At 73.5% G+C, this 18,642-nt stretch carries 18 protein-coding genes; 5 read left to right on the top strand and 13 right to left on the bottom strand.

The features are described from left to right. Positions 1–26: 26 nt before the first annotated feature. The 7 genes from ACN20G_RS18130 to hrcA all read right to left on the bottom strand — a co-directional run bounded on the left by ACN20G_RS18130 (position 27) and on the right by hrcA (position 6,917). On the bottom strand, positions 27–1,037 hold the full coding sequence (locus tag ACN20G_RS18130; RefSeq protein ID WP_424213835.1) for a hypothetical protein: 1,011 nt from the start codon (positions 1,035–1,037) through the stop codon (positions 27–29). A 184-nt stretch (positions 1,038–1,221) separates the two neighbouring features. Continuing rightward, positions 1,222–2,127: a ribonuclease Z gene (locus tag ACN20G_RS18125; protein ID WP_424213834.1), complete on the bottom strand. Its 906-nt coding sequence runs from the start codon at positions 2,125–2,127 to the stop codon at positions 1,222–1,224. Continuing rightward, complete coding sequence (locus ACN20G_RS18120) at positions 2,127–2,486, bottom strand: histidine triad nucleotide-binding protein (protein ID WP_424213833.1); 360 nt, start codon at positions 2,484–2,486, stop codon at positions 2,127–2,129. The genes ACN20G_RS18125 and ACN20G_RS18120 overlap by 1 nt, the downstream gene beginning before the upstream one ends. A gap of 223 nt (positions 2,487–2,709) precedes the next feature. Beyond that, complete coding sequence (locus ACN20G_RS18115; RefSeq protein ID WP_424213832.1) at positions 2,710–3,453, bottom strand: 16S rRNA (uracil(1498)-N(3))-methyltransferase; 744 nt, start codon at positions 3,451–3,453, stop codon at positions 2,710–2,712. After that, the gene (locus tag ACN20G_RS18110; protein ID WP_424213831.1) at positions 3,450–4,568 is read right to left on the bottom strand and encodes a nitronate monooxygenase; all 1,119 of its coding nucleotides are present in this window, start codon (positions 4,566–4,568) and stop codon (positions 3,450–3,452) included. Before ACN20G_RS18110 ends, ACN20G_RS18115 begins: the two co-directional genes overlap by 4 nt. Positions 4,569–4,760: 192 nt before the next feature. Further along, positions 4,761–5,900: a molecular chaperone DnaJ gene (dnaJ, locus tag ACN20G_RS18105; protein ID WP_424213830.1), complete on the bottom strand. Its 1,140-nt coding sequence runs from the start codon at positions 5,898–5,900 to the stop codon at positions 4,761–4,763. After that, entirely contained in the window at positions 5,901–6,917 is a 1,017-nt protein-coding gene (gene hrcA, locus ACN20G_RS18100; RefSeq protein ID WP_424213829.1) for a heat-inducible transcriptional repressor HrcA, read from the bottom strand. It lies immediately after the preceding gene. A 157-nt stretch (positions 6,918–7,074) separates the two neighbouring features. On the opposite strand from hrcA, the gene ACN20G_RS18095 reads away from it, so the two are divergent. The 3 genes from ACN20G_RS18095 (at position 7,075) to ACN20G_RS18085 (ending at position 9,399) form a co-directional block, all read left to right on the top strand. After that, positions 7,075–7,818, top strand: a complete 744-nt coding sequence (locus ACN20G_RS18095; protein ID WP_424213828.1) for an MBL fold metallo-hydrolase — start codon at positions 7,075–7,077, stop codon at positions 7,816–7,818. 17 nt (positions 7,819–7,835) lie between these two features. Then, on the top strand, positions 7,836–8,642 hold the full coding sequence (locus ACN20G_RS18090) for a DUF3097 domain-containing protein (protein ID WP_424213827.1): 807 nt from the start codon (positions 7,836–7,838) through the stop codon (positions 8,640–8,642). 115 nt (positions 8,643–8,757) lie between these two features. Beyond that, the gene (locus tag ACN20G_RS18085) at positions 8,758–9,399 is read left to right on the top strand and encodes an ADP-ribosyltransferase (RefSeq protein WP_424213826.1); all 642 of its coding nucleotides are present in this window, start codon (positions 8,758–8,760) and stop codon (positions 9,397–9,399) included. A gap of 22 nt (positions 9,400–9,421) precedes the next feature. On the opposite strand, the gene hemW is transcribed toward ACN20G_RS18085, so the two are convergent. The 3 genes from hemW to lepA all read right to left on the bottom strand — a co-directional run bounded on the left by hemW (position 9,422) and on the right by lepA (position 14,733). Then, positions 9,422–10,654 (bottom strand): radical SAM family heme chaperone HemW, encoded by a 1,233-nt coding sequence (gene hemW, locus ACN20G_RS18080; protein ID WP_424213825.1) that lies wholly within the window; start codon positions 10,652–10,654, stop codon positions 9,422–9,424. A gap of 58 nt (positions 10,655–10,712) precedes the next feature. Next, the gene (locus ACN20G_RS18075) at positions 10,713–12,602 is read right to left on the bottom strand and encodes an AMP-dependent synthetase/ligase (protein WP_424213824.1); all 1,890 of its coding nucleotides are present in this window, start codon (positions 12,600–12,602) and stop codon (positions 10,713–10,715) included. Between the two features lie 265 nt (positions 12,603–12,867). After that, on the bottom strand, positions 12,868–14,733 hold the full coding sequence (lepA, locus tag ACN20G_RS18070; protein ID WP_424213823.1) for a translation elongation factor 4: 1,866 nt from the start codon (positions 14,731–14,733) through the stop codon (positions 12,868–12,870). Positions 14,734–14,932: 199 nt separating this feature from the next. Between lepA and rpsT the strand changes: the two genes are divergently transcribed. Continuing rightward, positions 14,933–15,199, top strand: a complete 267-nt coding sequence (gene rpsT / locus ACN20G_RS18065) for a 30S ribosomal protein S20 (RefSeq protein WP_424213822.1) — start codon at positions 14,933–14,935, stop codon at positions 15,197–15,199. Positions 15,200–15,413: 214 nt separating this feature from the next. Here rpsT and holA read toward each other — a convergent pair whose 3' ends face one another. Then, on the bottom strand, positions 15,414–16,430 hold the full coding sequence (holA, locus tag ACN20G_RS18060) for a DNA polymerase III subunit delta (protein ID WP_424213821.1): 1,017 nt from the start codon (positions 16,428–16,430) through the stop codon (positions 15,414–15,416). Between the two features lie 80 nt (positions 16,431–16,510). Here holA and ACN20G_RS18055 point away from each other — a divergent pair, with 80 nt between their 5' ends. Further along, positions 16,511–16,753: a hypothetical protein gene (locus ACN20G_RS18055; RefSeq protein WP_424213820.1), complete on the top strand. Its 243-nt coding sequence runs from the start codon at positions 16,511–16,513 to the stop codon at positions 16,751–16,753. 31 nt (positions 16,754–16,784) lie between these two features. Here the strand turns inward: ACN20G_RS18055 and ACN20G_RS18050 are convergent, their stop codons facing one another. Continuing rightward, the gene (locus tag ACN20G_RS18050; protein WP_424213819.1) at positions 16,785–17,528 is read right to left on the bottom strand and encodes a dienelactone hydrolase family protein; all 744 of its coding nucleotides are present in this window, start codon (positions 17,526–17,528) and stop codon (positions 16,785–16,787) included. Between the two features lie 208 nt (positions 17,529–17,736). Further along, positions 17,737–18,621, bottom strand: coding sequence for a YceI family protein (locus ACN20G_RS18045; RefSeq protein WP_424213818.1), 885 nt, complete (start codon positions 18,619–18,621; stop codon positions 17,737–17,739). Between the last annotated feature and the right edge of the window lie 21 nt (positions 18,622–18,642).

Genomic DNA, 18,642 nt, shown 5'->3' with positions numbered 1-18,642 from the left:
CTGTTCGCCTTCGGGTACCTGGCCCCCTATCTGCTGCCGACCCTGGTGGGCCGGCTGGACGCGGCGTTGCCGTGGGGGCCGGGCGCGGCGGCTCTGTGCGGGTCGCTGCTGCTGCTCGGTTCGGCGGCGGCCGGGTTCCTGAACCCGGCGGTGCGGCTGCCGGGGCTCGGGGCTCGTCGGGTGGCGCGGTGGGGGTTGCTGGCGGCGCTGCTCGGGTACGGGGGCGCCGGCGCGAGCGGGTCCGTGCCGCTGGTGGTGGCCGGATCGGTGCTCGGCGGGTTCGGGTCGGGGACGGCGTTGGCGGTGGGCGCGGCGGGGATCGCGGGGCTGGCCGATCCGCACCGGGCCACGGCGCGCGGGTTGTTGGGGGTGTCGGCGGTGGCCGGGGCCCTGTACCTCGTGCTGCCGGCGCTGGGCGGTGGGCACGCGTTGCCGTTCGCGGCCCTGGCGGGGGCGGCGGCGCTGTTGTGGCCGGTGGCCGGGCGGCTGCCGGCGGCCGGGGTGTCCGCGCGGGCCGAACGGGCGGCGCGGGCCGGGCGGGCCGAACGGGCGCGGGGCGGCTCGGCGATCGGGTGGGCGGCCGCCGCGCTGCCGCCGGCCCTGGGCCTGTGGTCGCTGGGGCAGAACGCGCTGTGGGGGGTGAGCGGTCGGATCGGTTCGGGGCCGGCCGGGCTCTCGGAACCCGCGCTGGGCGTGGTCTTCGCGGTGGCGCTGGGCGCGGGGCTGGTGGGGGTGGCCGGGGCGGCGGCGCTGGGCACGCGGTGGGGGCGGACGGCTCCGATCGCGGTGGGCGGGGCGCTGATCGCGGGGTGCGTGGTGGTGGCGGCCGGGGCGCGCGGGCCGGTGGGCTTCGCGGTCGGGGAGGTCGTGTGGAACGCGGCGTACCCGGTGGTGTTGTCGCACGTGTTCGGGTTGGCGGCGGCGCTGGACCGGGAAGGGCGGTGGGCGGTGCGGGCGGGCGCGGCCTCGGCGTTGGGGGTGGCCTGCGGTCCGGTGACCGGTGGGCTGGCGGTGGGCGCGTGGGGGTTCGCGGGCACGGGGGTGGTGTTGGGCGCGCTGTTGGCGGTGGCGTGCGCGGCGTTGACCTGGGTTTCGGTGCGGGCCTCGGCGGCGGCGCGGCCCGTGTCGGTGCGGCCCGTGTCGGTGCGGGCGGTGTTGACGCGGGCGGAGGCGCGGCGGGTGGGCCGGGCCCGGCTGCTCGCCGGGCCCGGTCCGCGGGTCTCAGCCCCGTTTGGGCAGGGGCACGGTGTCCAGGTCGGCGGCGACGGTCAGTTCGCCGTCGAACCCGGCGTCGCGGGCCTCGCGTTCGAAGGCGCCGGGGTCCGGGTAGCGCTGGGAGAAGTGGGTGAGCACCAGGTGCCGCACCCCCGCCTCCCGGGCGACGCGGGCGGCCTGACCGGCGGTCAGGTGGCCGTGTTCGGTGGCGAGGTGTTCGTCGGCGGTCAGGAAGGTGGACTCGATGACGAGCATGTCCGCGCCCTCGGCGAGCGCGTCGACCCCCTCGCAGAGCCGGGTGTCCATGACGAACGCGAAGCGCTGCCCGCGGCGGATCTCGCTGACCTGCTCCAGGGTGACCCCGTCGACGGCGCCCTCGCGCAGCAGTCGGCCGACCGCCGGCCCCTGGACGCCGTGCCGGGCCAGCAGTTCCGGCAGCATCCGGCGGCCGTCGGGTTCGACGAGCCGGTAGCCGAAGGACTCCACCGGGTGTGAGAGCCGGCGGGCCTCCAGCGTGTAGCCGGGGGTGCGGGCGAGCACGCCGTCGTCCTCGATCGGTTCCTGGCCGAGCGCGACCGTCTCGCGGTAGGCCGTGGCGTACCGCAGGCGGTCGAAGAACCGCTGCCCGGAGGCCGGGTAGTGGGCGGTGATCGGGTGCGGGACGCGGTCGAGGTTGATGCGCTGGACGACCCCGGCGAGGCCGAGGCTGTGGTCGCCGTGGAAGTGCGTGACGCAGATCCGGTTGATGTCGTGGGCGGCCACGCCGGCGCGCAGCATCTGGCGTTGGGTGCCCTCGCCGGGGTCGAAGAGGATGCCCTCGCCGTCCCAGCGCAGCAGGTAGCCGTTGTGGTTGCGGCGTCGGGTGGGCACCTGGCTGGCGGTGCCCAGGACGACGAACTCGCGTGCGGACATTATCCGGGGGGCCACTGGAGGCCGCGGCCGCCGAGCACGTGGGCGTGGGCGTGGAAGACGGTCTGGCCCGCGCCGGCGCCGGTGTTGAGGACGATGCGGTAGCCCTCGCCGTCGACGCCTTCCTGAGCGGCGACCTCGCCGGCCTCGCGCAGCACGTCGGCGGCGGCGGCCGGGTCCCCGGCGGCGAGGGAGGCCGCGTCGGGGTAGTGGGCGCGCGGGATGACGAGCACGTGGGTGGGGGCCTGCGGGTTGATGTCGCGGAAGGCGAGGGTGGTCGCCGTCTCGCGGACCAGGGTCGCGGGGATCTCCTTGTTGACGATCTTGCAGAACAGGCAGTCCGCCTGCGGTTCTCCGGCCATGCGCGGGCCTCCATGCACTCGTGGGTGATCGACCGGTCGCCATGCTAGGCCCTCTCTTTCGGATCTTGCCGGTCAAGCCCGCGTCGTCTGGTGCCGTGCATCGCAAGGCGGAGCGATGCCCTCGTACTGGGCGTACGAGGGTGTTGCGACAACGCGGCGAGGTGCGGTGCCAGGCGGCGCGGGTCAGGCAAGATCCGGAAGAGAGGGCCTAAGGGCTGTGCGGTCAGCTCCAGCGGCCGGTGCGGGCGAGGAGGACGGCGCCGGCGGCGGTGCCGGCGGTGGAGGTGCGCAGCACGGAGCGGCCGAGCCGGTGGGGGCCGGCGCCGACCTGGGCGAAGAGGTTCAGTTCCTCCGGGGAGACCCCGCCCTCGGGGCCGACGACGAGCACGATGGAGCCCGAGGTGGGCAGGGGGGCGTCGGCGAGGGCGAGGGAGGGGGTGTCGCGGTCCTCGTGCAGCACGATCGCGAGGTCGGCCTCGGCGAGGAGGGCGGCGACCTGTGAGGTGGTCTTGGCGTCGGTGACCTCGGGGAAGCGGACGCGGCGGGACTGCTTGCCGGCCTCGCGGGCCGTGGCCCGCCATTTCGCGAGGGATTTGGCGCCCCGGTCGGCGCGCCACTGGGTGACGCAGCGGGCGGCCTGCCAGGGCACGATGGCGTCGATGCCGGTCTCGGTCATCGTCTCGACGGCGAGTTCGCCCCGGTCGCCCTTGGGCAGGGCCTGGACGACGGTGATCCGCACCTCGGGTTCGTCCTCGACCCCGGTGGCGGTGACGGCGACGGTGAGCCGGTCCTTGCCCTCGGCGGCCTCGACGAGCCCTTCGGCCCAGCCGCCGCGCCCGTCGGTGAGGACCACGGCCTCCCCGGCGCGCAGCCGCTTCACGGAGACGGCGTGCCGGCCCTCGGGGCCGTCGAGCACGCAGCGGGGTCCGGTGGGGATCTGCTCCACCACGAAGACGGGGGCGGTCATCGGTTGCTCCTGTTCTGCGGGTCCGCGGCCGGGTCGGTGCCGGGCGCGGGGTCGTTCGGGCGGGCCTCGGCGAGTTCGGCCGTCAGCAGGTCGACGAGGCGGGCGGCGGGCATGGTGCGGGCCAGGCGGTGGCCTTGGCCGGCCCACAGGGCCATGCCCTGGGGGTCGCCGGCCGCGGCGGCGGCGCGGCGCAGTCCGGCGGTGAGGTGGTGGACCTGCGGGTAGGCGGCCGGGGCGTAGGGGCCGTGTTCGCGCACGAAGCGGTTGACGAGGGCGCGGGCGGGCCGGCCGGAGAAGGCGCGGGTGAGTTCGGTGCGCACGTACAGCGGGTCGGTGAGGGCCTTCTTGTGCAGGGGGTGGGCGCCGGATTCGGGGCAGGTGAGGAACGCGGTGCCGAGTTGGGCGGCGGTGGCGCCGGCGGCGAGGACGGCGGCGATCTGCGCGCCGCGCATCAGGCCGCCGGCGGCGATCAGCGGCAGCGGGGAGATCTCGCGGACCCGGGTGAGGAGGGTGAGGAGGCCGATGCCGGCGCCGTGGGCGTCGTCCTGGGCGTCGTCGCGGTGGGTGCCCTGGTGGCCGCCGGCCTCGATGCCCTGCACGCACAGGGCGTCGGCTCCGGCGGCGGTCGCGGCGCGGGCCTCCTCGGGGGAGGTGACGGTGACGGCGGTGCGGGTGCCGACGGCCCGCAGGCGGGCGAGGACGGCGGCCGGGGGGCAGCCGAAGGTGAAGGTGACGAAGGGGACGGGCGCGTCGCACAGCAGGGCCAGTTTGGCCTCGTAGCCGTCGTCGTCGCTGCCGACGGTGTCCTCGGGGGCGAGGGAGACCTCGTACCAGCCGGCCTCGCCGGCGAGCTGCTGGCGGTAGACCTCGACGGCGGCGGGGTCGGCGTAGGGGGCGTGCGGCATGAAGAGGTTGACGCCGAAGGGGCGGCGGGTGAGGGCCCGCAGTTGTTTGATCTCCTGGAACAGGCCGTCGGCGGTCTTGTACCCGCCGGCGAGGAACCCGAGCCCGCCGGCCTCGGAGACGGCGGCCGCGAGGACGGGACAGGACCCGCCGCCGGCCATGGGCGCCTGCACGATCGGGTACCGGAAAAGGCCGTTCAGCGCGGAGGACATGAGCTGCATCGTGCCATGTCCCCCACGGCACGCCGAATCGCCACATTCCCCTGGCACAGTCCGCCGCGCCGTCCGTCGCGCCGTCCGCCGCGCCGGACTCGCGGGGCCCGGAAACGGGCCGAGGGCCCGGTCCGTCGGGTGACGGTCCGGGCCCTCGGGCCGGGGTGTGCGCCGCCGGGGGCGCGGGCTCGCTCAGCGGCCGTTGAAGGCGTCCTTCAGGCGGCTGAACAGGCCCTGCTGGCCCGGCTTGAACTCGCCGAGGGGGCGTTCCTCGCCGCGCAGCTTGGCGAGCTGGCGCAGCAGCTCCTCCTGCTGGGCGTCGAGCTTGTTCGGGGTCTGGACCTCGACGTGCACGATGAGGTCGCCGCGTCCGCCGCCGCGCAGGTGGGTGACGCCCCGGCCGTGCAGGGGGATGGCCTGGCCGGACTGGGTGCCGGGCCGGACGTCGACCTCCTCCATGCCATCGAGGGTGTCGAGCGGGCAGGTGGTGCCGAGCGCGGCCGCCGTCATGGGGAGGGTGACCGTGCAGTGCAGGTCGTCCCCGCGCCTTTGGAACACCGGGTGCGGCAGTTCGTGGATCTCCACGTACAGGTCGCCGGCGGGGCCGCCGCCGGGGCCGACCTCGCCCTCGCCCGAGAGCTGGATCCGGGTGCCGTTCTCGACGCCGGCGGGGATCTTGACGGTGAGGGTGCGCCGCGAGCGGACCCGTCCGTCGCCCGCGCACTCGTGGCAGGGGGTGGGCACGACGGTGCCGAAGCCCTGGCACTGCGGGCAGGGCCGCGAGGTCATGACCTGGCCCAGGAAGGACCGGGTGACCTGCGAGACCTCGCCGCGCCCGCGACACATGTCACAGGTCTGCGCGGAGGTGCCGGGGGCGGCGCCCTCGCCGGAGCAGGTGGTGCACACGACGGCCGTGTCCACCTGGATCTCCTTGGTGGTGCCGAACGCGGCCTCGTCCAGCTCCAGGTCCAGCCGGATCATGGCGTCCTGGCCGCGGCGGGTCCGCGAGCGCGGTCCGCGCTGCTGGGCCGTGCCGAAGAAGGCGTCCATGATGTCGGAGAAGTTGCCGAAGCCGCCGGCGCCGAAGCCGCCCGCGCCGCCTCCGCCGCCGGCCGAGGACAGGGGGTCCCCGCCGAGGTCGAAGACCTGCTTCTTCTGCGGGTCCGAGAGGACCTCGTAGGCCGCGTTGATCTCCTTGAAACGCTCTTGCGTCTTGGGATCGGGGTTCACGTCCGGGTGCAGCTCGCGGGCGAGCCTCCGGAATGCCTTCTTGATCTCGTCCTGCGATGCGTCGCGGCGCACGCCGAGTACGGCGTAGTAGTCCGTGGCCACTTACGACTCCGCCAGGATCTGTCCGACGTAACGTGCCACTGCGCGTACCGCTCCCATCGTTCCGGGGTAATCCATGCGGGTCGGGCCGACCACGCCGAGTTTGGCGACGGCTTCGCCGCCGGAACCGTAGCCGACCGAGACGACGGAGGTGGAGTTGAGCCCCTCGTAGTCGTTCTCGTGGCCGATGCGTACGGTCATCCCCGACTCTCCGGCCTCGCCGAGGAGCTTGAGGAGCACGACCTGCTCCTCCAGCGCCTCCAGCACCGGCCTGATCGTCAGGGGGAAATCGTGTCCGAAGCGGGTGAGATTGGCGGTGCCGCCGATCATCAGCCGCTCTTCGGTCTCCTCGACCAGGGTTTCGAGGAGGGTGGCCAGCACGGCCGTGACGGTGCCCCGGTCCTCGCCGTCGAAGGACTCGGGCAGGTCGGTGACCAGGCCCGGCACGTCGGCGAACCGCCGGCCGACGACCCGGCTGTTGAGCCGGGCCCGCAGATCGGCCAGGGAGGTCTCGGGGAAGGGCGCCGGGCAGTCGAGGATCCGCTGCTCGACCCGGCCGGTGTCGGTGATCAGCACGAGCATCAGGCGGGCCGGGGCCAGCGCGATCAGTTCGACGTGCCGGACGGTGGAGCGGGTCAGGCTCGGGTACTGCACGACGGCGACCTGGCGGGTGAGCTGCGCGAGCAGCCGCACCGTGCGGCCGACCACGTCGTCGAGGTCGACGGCGCCGTCGAGGAAGTTCTGGATGGCCCGTCGCTCGGGCGTGGACAGCGGCTTGACCCCCGCGAGCTTGTCCACGAAGAGGCGGTAGCCCTTGTCGGTGGGGATGCGCCCGGCACTGGTGTGGGGCTGCGCGATGTACCCCTCGTCCTCCAGGACGGCCATGTCGTTGCGCACGGTGGCGGGCGACACCCCGAGGTGGTGGCGTTCGGTGAGCGCCTTGGAGCCGACGGGCTCCTGCGTGCCGACATAGTCCTGGACGATGGCGCGCAGCACTTCAAGTCTGCGTTCGCTGAGCATTCGCGCGCACCTCCAGCTCGTTGACTCGTGGTCTCGTCCCGTTGTCCCCCGGCCCCTGCCGGCACTCCCGTCGTGCGAGTGCCAGAGATCCCCCGGTCAGTGTACGGCGGGCGAGCGGACCGGAGGCAAGGCCGGTCCGTCACGGTAGCGTCCCCGCATGGACGTGCGATGGGAAGAGGCCGGCTGGGAACGACTCGCGGGTCGGGTCGGCCGGCGACGGCTGCCGGTGTGGGATTGCACCGTGGGACTGGTGGTGGGCGACGTGTCGACCCTCCTGATCGACCCGGGTTCCTCGCTCGCGGAGGGCGCGGAAATCCGTCGGGAGGCGGAACGGTTGACCGGCCGGCGTGTGACGCACCTCGCGTTCACCCACGGACATTTCGACCACGTGTTGGGGGCCGCGGCCTTCGCCGGCGCGGAGGTCTTCGGCGCGGTGGGCCTGGCGGCGGCCCTGCGCACGGGCCGGGCCGAGCTGTGCGCGGACGCCGTGCGGCACGGGCTGCCGGAGGAGGCGGCGGTCGCGGCCACGGAGGCCCTGGTGGAGCCCCGGCACTCGGTGTCCGGGGAGTGGACCCTGGAGCTGGGCGGGGTGCAGGTGCTGTTGGCGAACGTGGGCCCCGGGCACTCCCCGCACGATCTGGCGGTGTGCGTGCCGGGCGAGGTCGAGGTGGTGTTCTGCGGGGACCTGGTGGAGGAGTCGGCGGCGCCCTCGGTGGGCCCGGACGCGGTGCCGGCGCGCTGGCCGGACGCCCTGGACCGGCTGCTGTCGCTGGGCGGCCCGCAGGCCCGTTACGTGCCGGGGCACGGGGCGGTGGTGGACGCGGCCTTCGTGGCGGCGCAACGGGAGTCGTTGGCGGCGGCGCACGGGGTGGCCCCGAAGGCCGTGCCGCCGGGCCCCTGAGCACTACCCTCGGCACAATGCGCGAGTACTCCTCCGATCTGACCCCCGCCTGGAAGCGTCCGAAGGCCGTCCCCGAGGTGCCCGCCGACCCCGATCTCGTGGTGGAGGTCGCCGGCGTCGACTTCTGCGGCGCGGTGGTGGGCTGCGAGGCCGGGACGGTGACCCTGGAGGACCGGTTCGGCAGGCGGCGGGTGTTCCCGCTGGAGCCGCGCGGGTTCCTGCTGGACGGCGTCGTCGTGACCCTCGTGCGCCCCTCCCGGGCCCCGGCCGCGCCGGCGCGCACGGCCTCGGGTTCGGTGGCGGTGCCGGGGGCGCGGGCGCGGGTGGCGCGGGCGGGCCGGATCTACGTGGAGGGCCGGCACGACGCGGAGCTGGTGGAGCGGGTGTGGGGCGAGGACCTGCGGATCGAGGGGGTGGTCGTGGAGTACCTGGAGGGGATCGACGACCTGCCGGCGGTGGTCGCGGAGTTCGCGCCGGGCCCGGACGCCCGGCTGGGGGTGCTCGTGGACCATCTGGTGCCGGGGTCGAAGGAGTCGCGGCTGGCGGCATCGGTGACCTCGCCGCACATGCTGGTGGCGGGGCATCCGTACGTGGACGTGTGGCAGGCCGTGAAGCCCTCGGCGCTGGGGATCCCGGCCTGGCCGGTGATCCCGCCGGGGCAGGACTGGAAGACGGGGGTGTGCCGGGCGCTGGGGTGGTCGACGGAGCCGGGCGTGGCCTGGCGCGGGATCCTCGCGCGGGTGGGTTCGTACCGGGACCTGGAGCCGGCGCTGCTGGGCCGGGTGGAGGAGCTGATCGACTTCGTGACGGCGCCGGAGGGGTGAGAGACCCGGCAGAAACGGTCCTCTAGCACGCGGACGACAACCCGCCGACAGCGACACGCTCACGCACGGGTGACGTGCCGGCGCCCGTGCCCGGCCGGCCGCCAGGCTGCCGGTCATGATCGTCAACGTGTTGCGCCGGCGCGCCCTCGTGGTCGTGACCGCGCTCGCCGCCTCCCTGCTGCCCTCGCTCGGCTCCGCCGACGCCGCCACCGTCTCGGCCCGGGTCACCACCCGGACCGCCGCCCGGGCCCTGGCCCCGGCCAACTCCTGCCCCCGGGTCTCCGACCACCTCTACCCGGCCGCCGACCCCCGGGTGGACCTGGGGCGGATCACCCCGTCCCCGTCCTGGCGGATCGACTGCCGGCAGCTGTACCGCTCGGACGGCCGGCCGCCGGCGGTGATCTTCGAGGAGGGGTTCCGGCCGAAGGACACCGTGGGCGGGCAGTACGACGTGGAGAGCTACGTGCTGGCCAACCAGCCCTCCCCGTACGTGTCCACCACCTACGACCACGACCTGTACAAGACCTGGTGGAAGTCGGGCTGGAACTACTACGTGGACGCCCCGGGCGGCATCGACGTGAACCGCACCATCGGCGACACCCACAAGTACGCCTCGCAGGTGGAGGTGGCCTTCCCCGGCGGGATCGCGCCCTCGTTCGTGGTGGGGGTCTGCCCGGTGGACAAGGCCACCAAGACGGAGGTCATGTCCGAGTGCGTGGACAACCCGAACTACCGCCCGTGGCGCGAGGCGTTCTGAGACCCCGCGGGTCCGCGACCCCTCAGTCGACGAGGTCGCGGACGACGGCGTCGGCCAGGAGCCGGCCGCGCAGGGTGAGCACGGCCCGTCCCTCCGTGAAGGGCCCCGGCTCCAGCAGTCCGTCCGCGACCGCCTTGCGGGCGGCGGCGAGGCCGGCCGGGGCCAGCAGTTCCAGCGGGCAGCCGGTGACCAGGCGCAGTTCCAGCAGGATCCGCTCGACCCGGCGGTCCTCCTCGGCCAGCACCTCGCGGCCCGCGCCCGGGGAGCGGCCGGCGGCCAGGGCCGCCGCGTAGGCGCCGGGGTGCTTGACGTTCCACCAGCGGACCCCGCCGACGTGGCTGTGGGCGCCGGGTCCGGCGCCCCACCAGTCGGCGCCGCGCCAGTACAGCTCGTTGTGCAGGCAGCGGGCGGCCTCGGTGGTCGCCCAGTTGGACACCTCGTACCAGTGGTAGCCGGCGGCGGCCATGGCCTCGTCGGCGATGAGGTAGCGGTCGGCGTGCACGTCGTCGTCGGTCATGGGGACCTCGCCGCGCTTGATCCGGCGGGCCAGGCCCGTGCCCTCCTCGACGATCAGCGCGTACGCGGAGACGTGGTCGGGGCCGGCGCCGATCGCGGCGTCCAGGGAGGCCCGCCAGTCCTCGTCGGACTCGCCGGGGGTGCCGTAGATGAGGTCGAGGTTGACGTGCTCGAACCCGGCCGCGCGGGCCTCGGCCACGCATGCCTCGGGCCGGCCGGGGGTGTGGGTGCGGTCGAGGATCTTCAAGACGTGCGGGCGGGCGCTCTGCATCCCGAAGGAGAGCCGGTTGAAGCCGCCCTCGCGCAGGGTCTCCAGGTAGCGCGGGTCCACGGAGTCGGGGTTGGCCTCGGTGGTGATCTCGGCGTCCGGGGCGAGCCCGAACTCCTCGCGGACCGCCGCCAGCATCCGCACCAGGTCGGCGGCCGGCAGCAGGGTGGGGGTGCCGCCGCCGACGAAGACGGTGCGGACCTCGCGCGGGTCCCCGTCGAGGACCTCGCGGGCCAGCCGGATCTCGTCGATCAGGGTGTCGGCGTAGTTCTCGCGGGAGGCGAGCACGCCGCCGCTGCCGCGCAGCTCGGTGGCGGTGTACGTGTTGAAGTCGCAGTACCCGCAGCGGCTCGCGCAGTACGGGACGTGCAGGTAGAACCCGAGCGGCCGGTCGACGGCGCCCTCCCGGGCGGCGGCCGGCAGTCGGCCGTCCTCGGGCACGGGCTCACCATCGGGCAGTACGGAAGGCATTCCCCCATTGTCCCGTACCCGGGCGGGCCGATCGGCCCGCCCGGGTACGGGCGGGGCCTCAGGCTTCGCGGGACCCGGCGTACATCTCGTCCAGCAGGCCCTTGAACTCGCGCTCGACCACCGGCCGCTTCAGCTTGAGGCTGGGGGTGAGGTCGCCGTGCTCCACGTCGAGGTCGCGGGGCAGCAGCCGGAACCGCTTCACGGTCTGCCACTTCTGGAGGCCCTCGTTGAGGGTCTGCACGTAGGTCTCGATCAGCCGGACCGTCTCGGGGGCGGCCACCACCTGCGCGTAGTCCTTGCCCTCCAGGCCGTTCTCGGCGGCCCAGGCGAGGATGGCGGGGCCGTCGAGGGCGATGAGCGCGGAGCAGAAGTTCCGGTTGGCGCCGTGCACGACGATGTTGGAGACGTACGGGCACAGGGCCTTGAACTGGCCCTCGACCTCGGCGGGCGCCACGTACTTGCCGCCGGAGGTCTTGATCAGGTCCTTCTTGCGGTCGGTGATCCGCAGGTAGCCGTCGGCCGAGAGCTCGCCGATGTCGCCGGTGTGGAACCAGCCGTCGCTCTCCAGCACCTCGGCGGTCTTCTCGGGCTGCCCGTGGTAGCCCTGCATGATGCCGGGGCCGCGCAGCAGGATCTCGCCGTCCTCGGCGATCCGCACCTCGGTGCCGGGCAGCGGCTTGCCGACCGTGCCGGTGCGGTATGCCTCGCCGGGGTTGACGAAGGAGGCGGCGCTGGACTCGGTGAGCCCGTAGCCCTCCAGGATGTGGATGCCGGCGCCGGCGAAGAAGAAGCCGATCTCGGGCGAGAGGGCGGCGGAGCCGGAGACGGCGGCGCGCAGCCGGCCGCCGAATGCCTCGCGGAGCTTTCCGTACACGAGCTTGTCGGCGACCGTGTGCTTGACGCTGAGCGCGAGCGGGGCCCCGGGCCGGCCGGTCCGCCGGAAGTTGTCCTGACTGGTCTTGGCGTACTCACGGGCCACCTCGGCCGCCCACAGGAAGATCTTGTACTTGGCCCCGCCGCCCGCCCGGGCCTTGGCCGCGACCCCGTTGTAGACCTTCTCGAAGATCCGGGGCACGGCGGCCATGTAGGTGGGCTGCACCACCGGCAGGTTCTCGATGATCTTGTCGATGCGGCCGTCGACGGCCGTCACGTGCCCCAGCTCGATCTGCCCGGAGATCAGCACCTTGCCGAAGACGTGCGCGAGCGGCAGCCACAGGTACTGCACGTCGTCCTTGTCCAGCAGCCCGGTGGAGCCGATGGCCTTGGCCATGTACGACCAGTTGTCGTGCGGAAGCCGCACGCCCTTGGGCCGGCCGGTGGTCCCGGAGGTGTAGATGAGGGTGGCCAACTGCTCGGCGCGGATGGCCCCGATCCGCTCCTCCACCAGCTTGGGCCGCTCCACGAGCAGCGCCCGCCCCCGCTCCTCCAGCTCCGCCAGCGACAGCACCCACCCCTCGGGGTCCCCCTCGGCGGGCACCGCGTCGGCGGCGTCGATCACGACCACGTGCGCGAGCTCGGGCAGCTCGGCCCGCCGCTCGCGGGCCTTGGCCAGCTGCTCGGCGTTCTCCGCGATCAGCACCCGGCTGCCGGAGTCGGCCAGGATGAACGCGGACTCCTCGGCGTTGGTGCTCGGGTAGACGGTGGTGGTCGCGGCGCCGGCGCACATCACGCCGAGGTCGGCCAGGATCCACTCGACGCGCGTGTTGGCGGCCAGCGCCACCCGCTCCTCGGGCTCCACCCCCAGGTCCACGAGCCCGGCGGCCACGGCGTACACCCGCTCGGCGGCCTGCCCCCAGCTCAACGACCGCCAGTCGTCGGGCCCGCTCCCGGCCGCGGCGGGCACCGGGTACCGGTACGCCTCTCCGTCGGGGGTCGCGGCCACGCGCTCAAGGAAGAGCGCCGCCACACTGGACGGCCGGTTCTCGATCAGGGTCTGTGTGTCGCTCACGACATCCTCCGGGCCGGACCACGCGGCAGGGCGTGGGGAGCGTGGGGTGGGTTGTAACTGGCGAGTAACCATCGAGCAGTGATCAGAGTAGAGCCCACCCCGCCCCCACGTAAGAGGCCGCGCGCGACCGTTTCCCAAACGAGAAGGCCCCCGCGCACACGCGCGGGGGCCACCCCTCGACCAGCGACAACGCACCACCCCTTGACCCGCCCTTGACCGGATCTTGACCTCGATCCGGTCGGGGGGCGGGCCCGGGGGCCGTCGGCTACTTCTTCTTGGGGCCGTTCTCGTCGCTGGAGAGGACGGCGATGAAGGCGTCCTGGGGGACCTCGACGGAGCCCACCATCTTCATGCGCTTCTTGCCCTCCTTCTGCTTCTCCAGCAGCTTGCGCTTCCGGGAGATGTCACCGCCGTAGCACTTGGCGAGGACGTCCTTGCGGATGGCGCGGATGGTCTCGCGGGCGATGACCCGGGAGCCGACGGCGGCCTGCACCGGCACCTCGAATGCCTGGCGCGGGATGAGCTCGCGCAGCTTGGCGACCAGGCGCACGCCGTACGCGTACGCGGCGTCCTTGTGGGTGATCGCGGAGAACGCGTCCACCTTGTCGCCGTGCAGCAGGATGTCGACCTTGACCAGGCTGGACGCCTGCTCGCCGGTGGGCTCGTAGTCCAGCGAGGCGTAGCCGCGCGTCTTGGACTTCAGCTGGTCGAAGAAGTCGAAGACGATCTCCGCGAGCGGCAGCGTGTAGCGGATCTCGACCCGGTCCTCGGAGAGGTAGTCCATGCCGAGGAGGGTGCCGCGCCGGTTCTGGCACAGCTCCATGATCGAGCCGATGAACTCGGTGGGCGCCAGGATCGTGGCCCGCACCACCGGCTCGTACACGTCCGAGATCTTGCCCTCGGGGAACTCGCTCGGGTTGGTGACCGTGATCTCCTTGCCGTCCTCCAGGACCACGCGGTAGACCACGTTGGGGGCGGTGGCGATCAGGTCGAGGCCGAACTCGCGCTCCAGGCGCTCCCGGATCACGTCCAGGTGCAGCAGGCCCAGGAAGCCCACGCGGAAGCCGAAGCCGAGGGCCGCGGAGGTCTCCGGCTCGTACACCAGGGCGGCGTCGTTGAGCTGGAGCTTGTCGAGGGCGTCGCGCAGCTCCGGGTAGTCCGAGCCGTCCAGCGGGTACAGGCCCGAGAAGACCATCGGCTTCGGGTCCTTGTAGCCGCCGAGCGCCTCCTGGGCCCCGTTGTGCATCTGGGTGATCGTGTCGCCGACCTTGGACTGGCGCACGTCCTTCACGCCGGTGATCAGGTAGCCCACCTCGCCCACGGACAGGCCGTCGGCGGGCAGCATCTCGGGCGAGTTGGTGCCGATCTCCAGCAGCTCGTGGGTGGCGCCGGTGGACATCATCCGGATCCGCTCGCGCTTGTTGAGCGTGCCGTCCACCACACGGACGTAGGTGACCACGCCGCGGTAGGAGTCGTAGACCGAGTCGAAGATCATCGCGCGGGCCGGGGCCTCCTTGACGCCGACCGGCGCCGGCACCCGCTCGACCACGCGGTTCAGCAGCGCGTCCACGCCCACGCCGGTCTTCGCCGAGACCCGCAGCACGTCGTCGGGGTCGCAGCCGACCAGGTTCGCCAGCTCCTCGGCGAACTTCTCCGGCTGGGCCGCCGGCAGGTCGATCTTGTTCAGGACGGGGACGATCGCGAGGTCGTTCTCCATCGCCAGGTACAGGTTGGCGAGGGTCTGGGCCTCGATGCCCTGGGCCGCGTCCACGAGCAGGACCGTGCCCTCGCAGGCCGCCAGCGAACGGGACACCTCGTAGGTGAAGTCCACGTGGCCCGGGGTGTCGATCATGTTGAGGATGTGGGTCGTGCCCTGGCCCTCGCCCACGGTCGGCGCCCACGGCAGACGCACCGCCTGGGACTTGATCGTGATGCCGCGTTCCCGCTCGATGTCCATGCGGTCGAGGTACTGGGCGCGCATCTGCCGCTGGTCGACGACGCCGGTGAGCTGGAGCATCCGGTCGGCGAGGGTCGACTTGCCGTGGTCGATGTGGGCGATGATGCAGAAGTTGCGGATCAGCGCCGGGTCGGTACGGCTCGGCTCGGGCACATGGCTGGGGGTCGCGGGCACGCAGTGTCCTGATTCTCGGGTCGCGTCGGGAGCGAAGACGGATCTATACGCAGAGTCCCATGGTCCCATGGACTGGGGCCGGTGCTCGGTTTGGGCCGTCCGTGGGGTGCCTGCTAACGTGGAGAGCTGTGTCTCGCGCGCCCTCTCAGCGGACGGGACGCAACTTCCGAAAAAACTCTGAACCTGAAAAGGCTCTTTCGTGGCGAACATCAAGTCCCAGATCAAGCGGAACAAGACCAACGAGAAGGCGCGCCTGCGCAACAAGGCGGTCAAGTCCGCGCTCAAGACCGCGATCCGCAAGTCCCGCGAGGCCGTGGCCGCCGGTGACGTCGAGAAGGCCACCGTGGCTTCCCGTGACGCCGCGCGTGCGCTCGACAAGGCCGTTTCGAAGGGTGTCATCCACAAGAACGCGGCCGCCAACAAGAAGTCGGCGATCGCCGCGCGTCTCTCCGGCATCGCTGCCTGAGCTTCCGCTTCCTGATGTGAACGCCGGAAGGGACCCAGCGGGCCCTCTCATCCGCTCCTGACCGGCACCCCGCGCCGCACGCGGCCTGCGTTCGCCACGCGGGTGCGGCGCAAGCACTTCAACCGAAGGCCCCGTCCGATCCCTTCCCCAGGGTTCGCACGGGGCCTTCGGCCTGTCCGGGACCCGGACGGGCCGGGGCGGGGCGGGCCGGGGCTCAGTAGGGGCGGCGCGGGGCGCCCTGGGCGCTGCCGGAGCGGGCCGCGCGGGCGACCGCGACCACGGCCTTCTCCAGCGCGTACTCGGGGTCGTCGCCCCCGCCCTTGACCCCCGCGTCGGCCTCGGCGACGGCCCGCAGCGCGGTCGCCACCCCGTCCGCCGACCAGCCGCGCATCTGCTGGCGCACCCGGTCGATCTTCCACGGCGGCATCCCGAGGTCCCGGGCCAGGTCGCCGGGGCGGGCGCCGCGCGGCGCCGAGGCGAGCTTGCCGATGGCCCGCACGGCCTGCGCCAGCGCGCTCGTGATCAGCACGGCGGCCACGCCCGTGGACAGCGACCAGCGCAGTGCCTCCAGCGCCTCCGCCGCCCGACCCTCCACGGCCCGGTCCGCGACCTCGAAGCTGGAGGCCTCGGCGCGGCCGGTGTAGTAGCGGCCGACGACGGCCTCGTCGATGGTGCCCTCGACGTCCGCGCACAACTGCGCGGCCGCGCTCGCCAGCTCGCGCAGGTCGCTGCCGATGGCGTCGACGAGGCTCTGGCAGGCCTCGGGGGTCGCGCTCCGCCCCAGGGCGCGGAACTCTCCGCGCACGAAGGTCAGTCGGTCCCCGGCCTTGGTCATCTTCGGGCAGGCCACCTCGCGGGCCCCGGCCTTGCGGGCCGCGTCCAGCAGCCCCTTGCCCTTGGCCCCGCCGGCGTGCAGCAGCACGAGGACGATCTCCTCGAAGGGCGCGGCCAGGTACGCCTTGACCTCCTTGACCGAGTCGGCGGACAGGTCCTGCGCGTTGCGCACGACCAGCACCTTGCGTTCGGAGAACAGCGAGGGGCTGGTCAGCTCGGCGAGGGTGCCCGGCTGGAGTTGGTCGGAGGTGAGGTCGCGGACGTCGGTGTCGGCGTCGGCCGCGCGCGCGGCCTTCACCACGTCCCGTACGACGCGGTCGAGGAGCAGGTCCTCCTGGCCCACGGCGATCGTGATCGGCGCGAGCGGGTCTTCGGCGGTGTTCTTCCTGGTGGCCATCGTCTCCAGGATCCCACGCGGCACCGACACCCCCGTGCCCCCGCGACGGGGCGGGCGGGGGCCCGGGCCACAATGGTGCGGTGAACGAGCGACACGTACTGGTCCTGCCCGATCGCGACGCCGCCGAGGACGTCGCCGACGAGATCGTCGAGCGGTACGCGCCGGCGGAGGAGCCTCGGTTGGTGCGCGACGCGCTGGCGGGCGAGGACGACGCCGAGGACGCGCAATGGCTGGTCGTCGTGGAGGATCCGCGCGGCGCGCTGGACGCGGCCGCGCTGGACGCCCTGGCCGCCGAACACGAGGGCTGGCTGGAGGCCCCCTGACCCCGACGGGGTCGGGGTCAGGGGGCCGGGCTCAGGCCCGCTTCAGGTGCCGGTCGAAGAACCGGCGGCCGTCCTCCAGCTCGAACGACGGGGTGCCGACGTGTCCGCCGGTGTTGGCGTGCAGGGTCTTCTCGGTGCTGCCGAAGGCGTCGAACAGGTCCAGGGCCCGCTGTCGGGGGTTGCCCTCGTCGTCCCACTGGAGCAGGAACAGCAGCGGGACGGTGAGTTCCCTGGCCGCTTCGCGTTGCGCGCGGGGCACGTATCCACCGGCGAAGAGCCCGACGGCGGCGATCCGCGGTTCGAGCGCGGCCAGGCGGATCCCGAGGGCCGTCCAGCTCGTGTACCCGACCGGCCCGTCGATCCCGGGCAGGGCCAGGGCGGCGTCCAGGGTGGCCAGCCAGTCCGGGGCGGCGCGTTCGACGAGCGGGCCGACGAGGGCCTCGAAGAGTTCGTCGGCGGGTTCGCCGGCGCCGAGGGCGCGCCGGATCTCGGCGCGGATCCGGTCCTCGGCGGCGGTGCGGGGCCGGTCCCCGCAGCCGGGGGCGTCGATGCTGACCACGGCGTAACCGCGGGCGGCGTGGTGGCGGGCGCGGGCCGTCAGCCGGGGGTCCCGGCGGGGCAGCCCGTTGTTGTGGGACATCAGGATCAGCGGGACGGGGGCCTCGGCGGACGCGGCGGCGGGACCGGGGGTCCACAGGGTGCCGGGGATCTCGCCGAGGGTGAATTCGCGTTCGACGACCCCGTCGTCGAGGCGGTTCTCGGAGGTGAAGCGCACGGTCGTGCCTTTCGGGAGTGCTCGTGAGGACGGCGCTCCCGGACGACCTATCGCCCGACCGTGACCCGCGAGGGGAGCACCCATGTCGCATCGTTCACGGGTACCACCTCCTCGTTCTCTCGCACGGCCTCCCGGACCGTAGCAACGGCCGCCGCGTCCCGCCAAGCGGTTTTCCGGGGCGGCGACCGCTGCCGGACCGGGCCGGGGCTCAGGCCTTGTGGACGATCTGCACGTCGAGCTCCACCTCGATGCTCGACCCGATCGCGGCGATGCCGTGCGCGAGCATCGACTGCCAGGTGAGGGTGAAGTCCTCGCGGTGCAGTTGGGCGGAGGCGCGGCACGCGGCTCGGGGTTCGCCCTGCATCCCGGTGCCGATGCCGAGGTACTCGGTGTCCAGGGTCACCGAGCGGCTGACGCCGTGCAGGGTCAGGGCCCCGGCCACCGACCAGCGGGCCCCGCTGCGGTGGATGAACCGCTGGCTGTTGAACTCGATGGTCGGGTACCGGGCCGCGTCGAGGAAGTCGGCGGAGCGCAGGTGGTCGTCCCGCATCCGCACCCCGGTGTTGATGGAGGCCGCCTCGATGTGGACCCGCATCGCCGAGTCCTCCATCCGCTCGGCTATGCGCACCTCGCCCGTGAAGCTGTCGAAGCGGCCCCGGATCCGGGCCAGGCCGATGTGCCGGGCCGTGAAGCCGATCGTGGAGTGCGCCGGGTCCAGTTCCCAGTGCCCGGGCTGCGGCAGCAACGGCGGTTCGACGGTGTCGAGGACGATCTCCGCCGTGCCCTGTCCCCCGCCCGCCGGCACCGGCAGCACCCCGACGTAGGGCGCGTGGCCCTCCGCCGCGACCGCGATCCGGTACTCGCCCTCCGGCACCGTCGCGACGAAACCCCCGTACGGGTCGCTCTCGCCCGAGACGATCCGGCGGCCGATGGGGTCCGTGATCTCGAACCGGGCCTGCCGGACCGGCTGGTGGACGGTGTCGGTGACCCGGCAGCTCAACAGGCCGGCCGCGGGCGGCAGCGTGAGCGTGGTGGACGAGCCTCGCGCCGGGCCGGTCCGGCCCGTGTCCGTGCCTCTTCGGCGACCGAACATGATTGATGCACCCCCGTGCTG

This window comes from Streptomyces dryopteridis (assembly GCF_049606955.1).
Taxonomy (GTDB): domain Bacteria; phylum Actinomycetota; class Actinomycetes; order Streptomycetales; family Streptomycetaceae; genus Streptomyces.
This window is presented reverse-complemented; position numbering and strand designations above follow the sequence as displayed.

Excerpts from the sequence above, each read along its gene's own strand:
- ACN20G_RS18125 (WP_424213834.1), bottom strand. The coding sequence starts at position 2,127 with ATGTCCGCACGCGAGTTCGTCGTCCTGGGCACCGCCAGCCAGGTGCCC.
- ACN20G_RS18120 (WP_424213833.1), bottom strand. The coding sequence starts at position 2,486 with ATGGCCGGAGAACCGCAGGCGGACTGCCTGTTCTGCAAGATCGTCAAC.
- ACN20G_RS18115 (WP_424213832.1), bottom strand. The coding sequence starts at position 3,453 with ATGACCGCCCCCGTCTTCGTGGTGGAGCAGATCCCCACCGGACCCCGC.
- ACN20G_RS18110 (WP_424213831.1), bottom strand. The coding sequence starts at position 4,568 with ATGTCCTCCGCGCTGAACGGCCTTTTCCGGTACCCGATCGTGCAGGCG.
- hrcA (WP_424213829.1), bottom strand. The coding sequence starts at position 6,917 with ATGCTCAGCGAACGCAGACTTGAAGTGCTGCGCGCCATCGTCCAGGAC.
- ACN20G_RS18095 (WP_424213828.1), top strand. The coding sequence starts at position 7,075 with ATGGACGTGCGATGGGAAGAGGCCGGCTGGGAACGACTCGCGGGTCGG.
- ACN20G_RS18090 (WP_424213827.1), top strand. The coding sequence starts at position 7,836 with ATGCGCGAGTACTCCTCCGATCTGACCCCCGCCTGGAAGCGTCCGAAG.
- ACN20G_RS18085 (WP_424213826.1), top strand. The coding sequence starts at position 8,758 with ATGATCGTCAACGTGTTGCGCCGGCGCGCCCTCGTGGTCGTGACCGCG.
- hemW (WP_424213825.1), bottom strand. The coding sequence starts at position 10,654 with ATGCCTTCCGTACTGCCCGATGGTGAGCCCGTGCCCGAGGACGGCCGA.
- holA (WP_424213821.1), bottom strand. The coding sequence starts at position 16,430 with ATGGCCACCAGGAAGAACACCGCCGAAGACCCGCTCGCGCCGATCACG.
- ACN20G_RS18045 (WP_424213818.1), bottom strand. The coding sequence starts at position 18,621 with ATGTTCGGTCGCCGAAGAGGCACGGACACGGGCCGGACCGGCCCGGCG.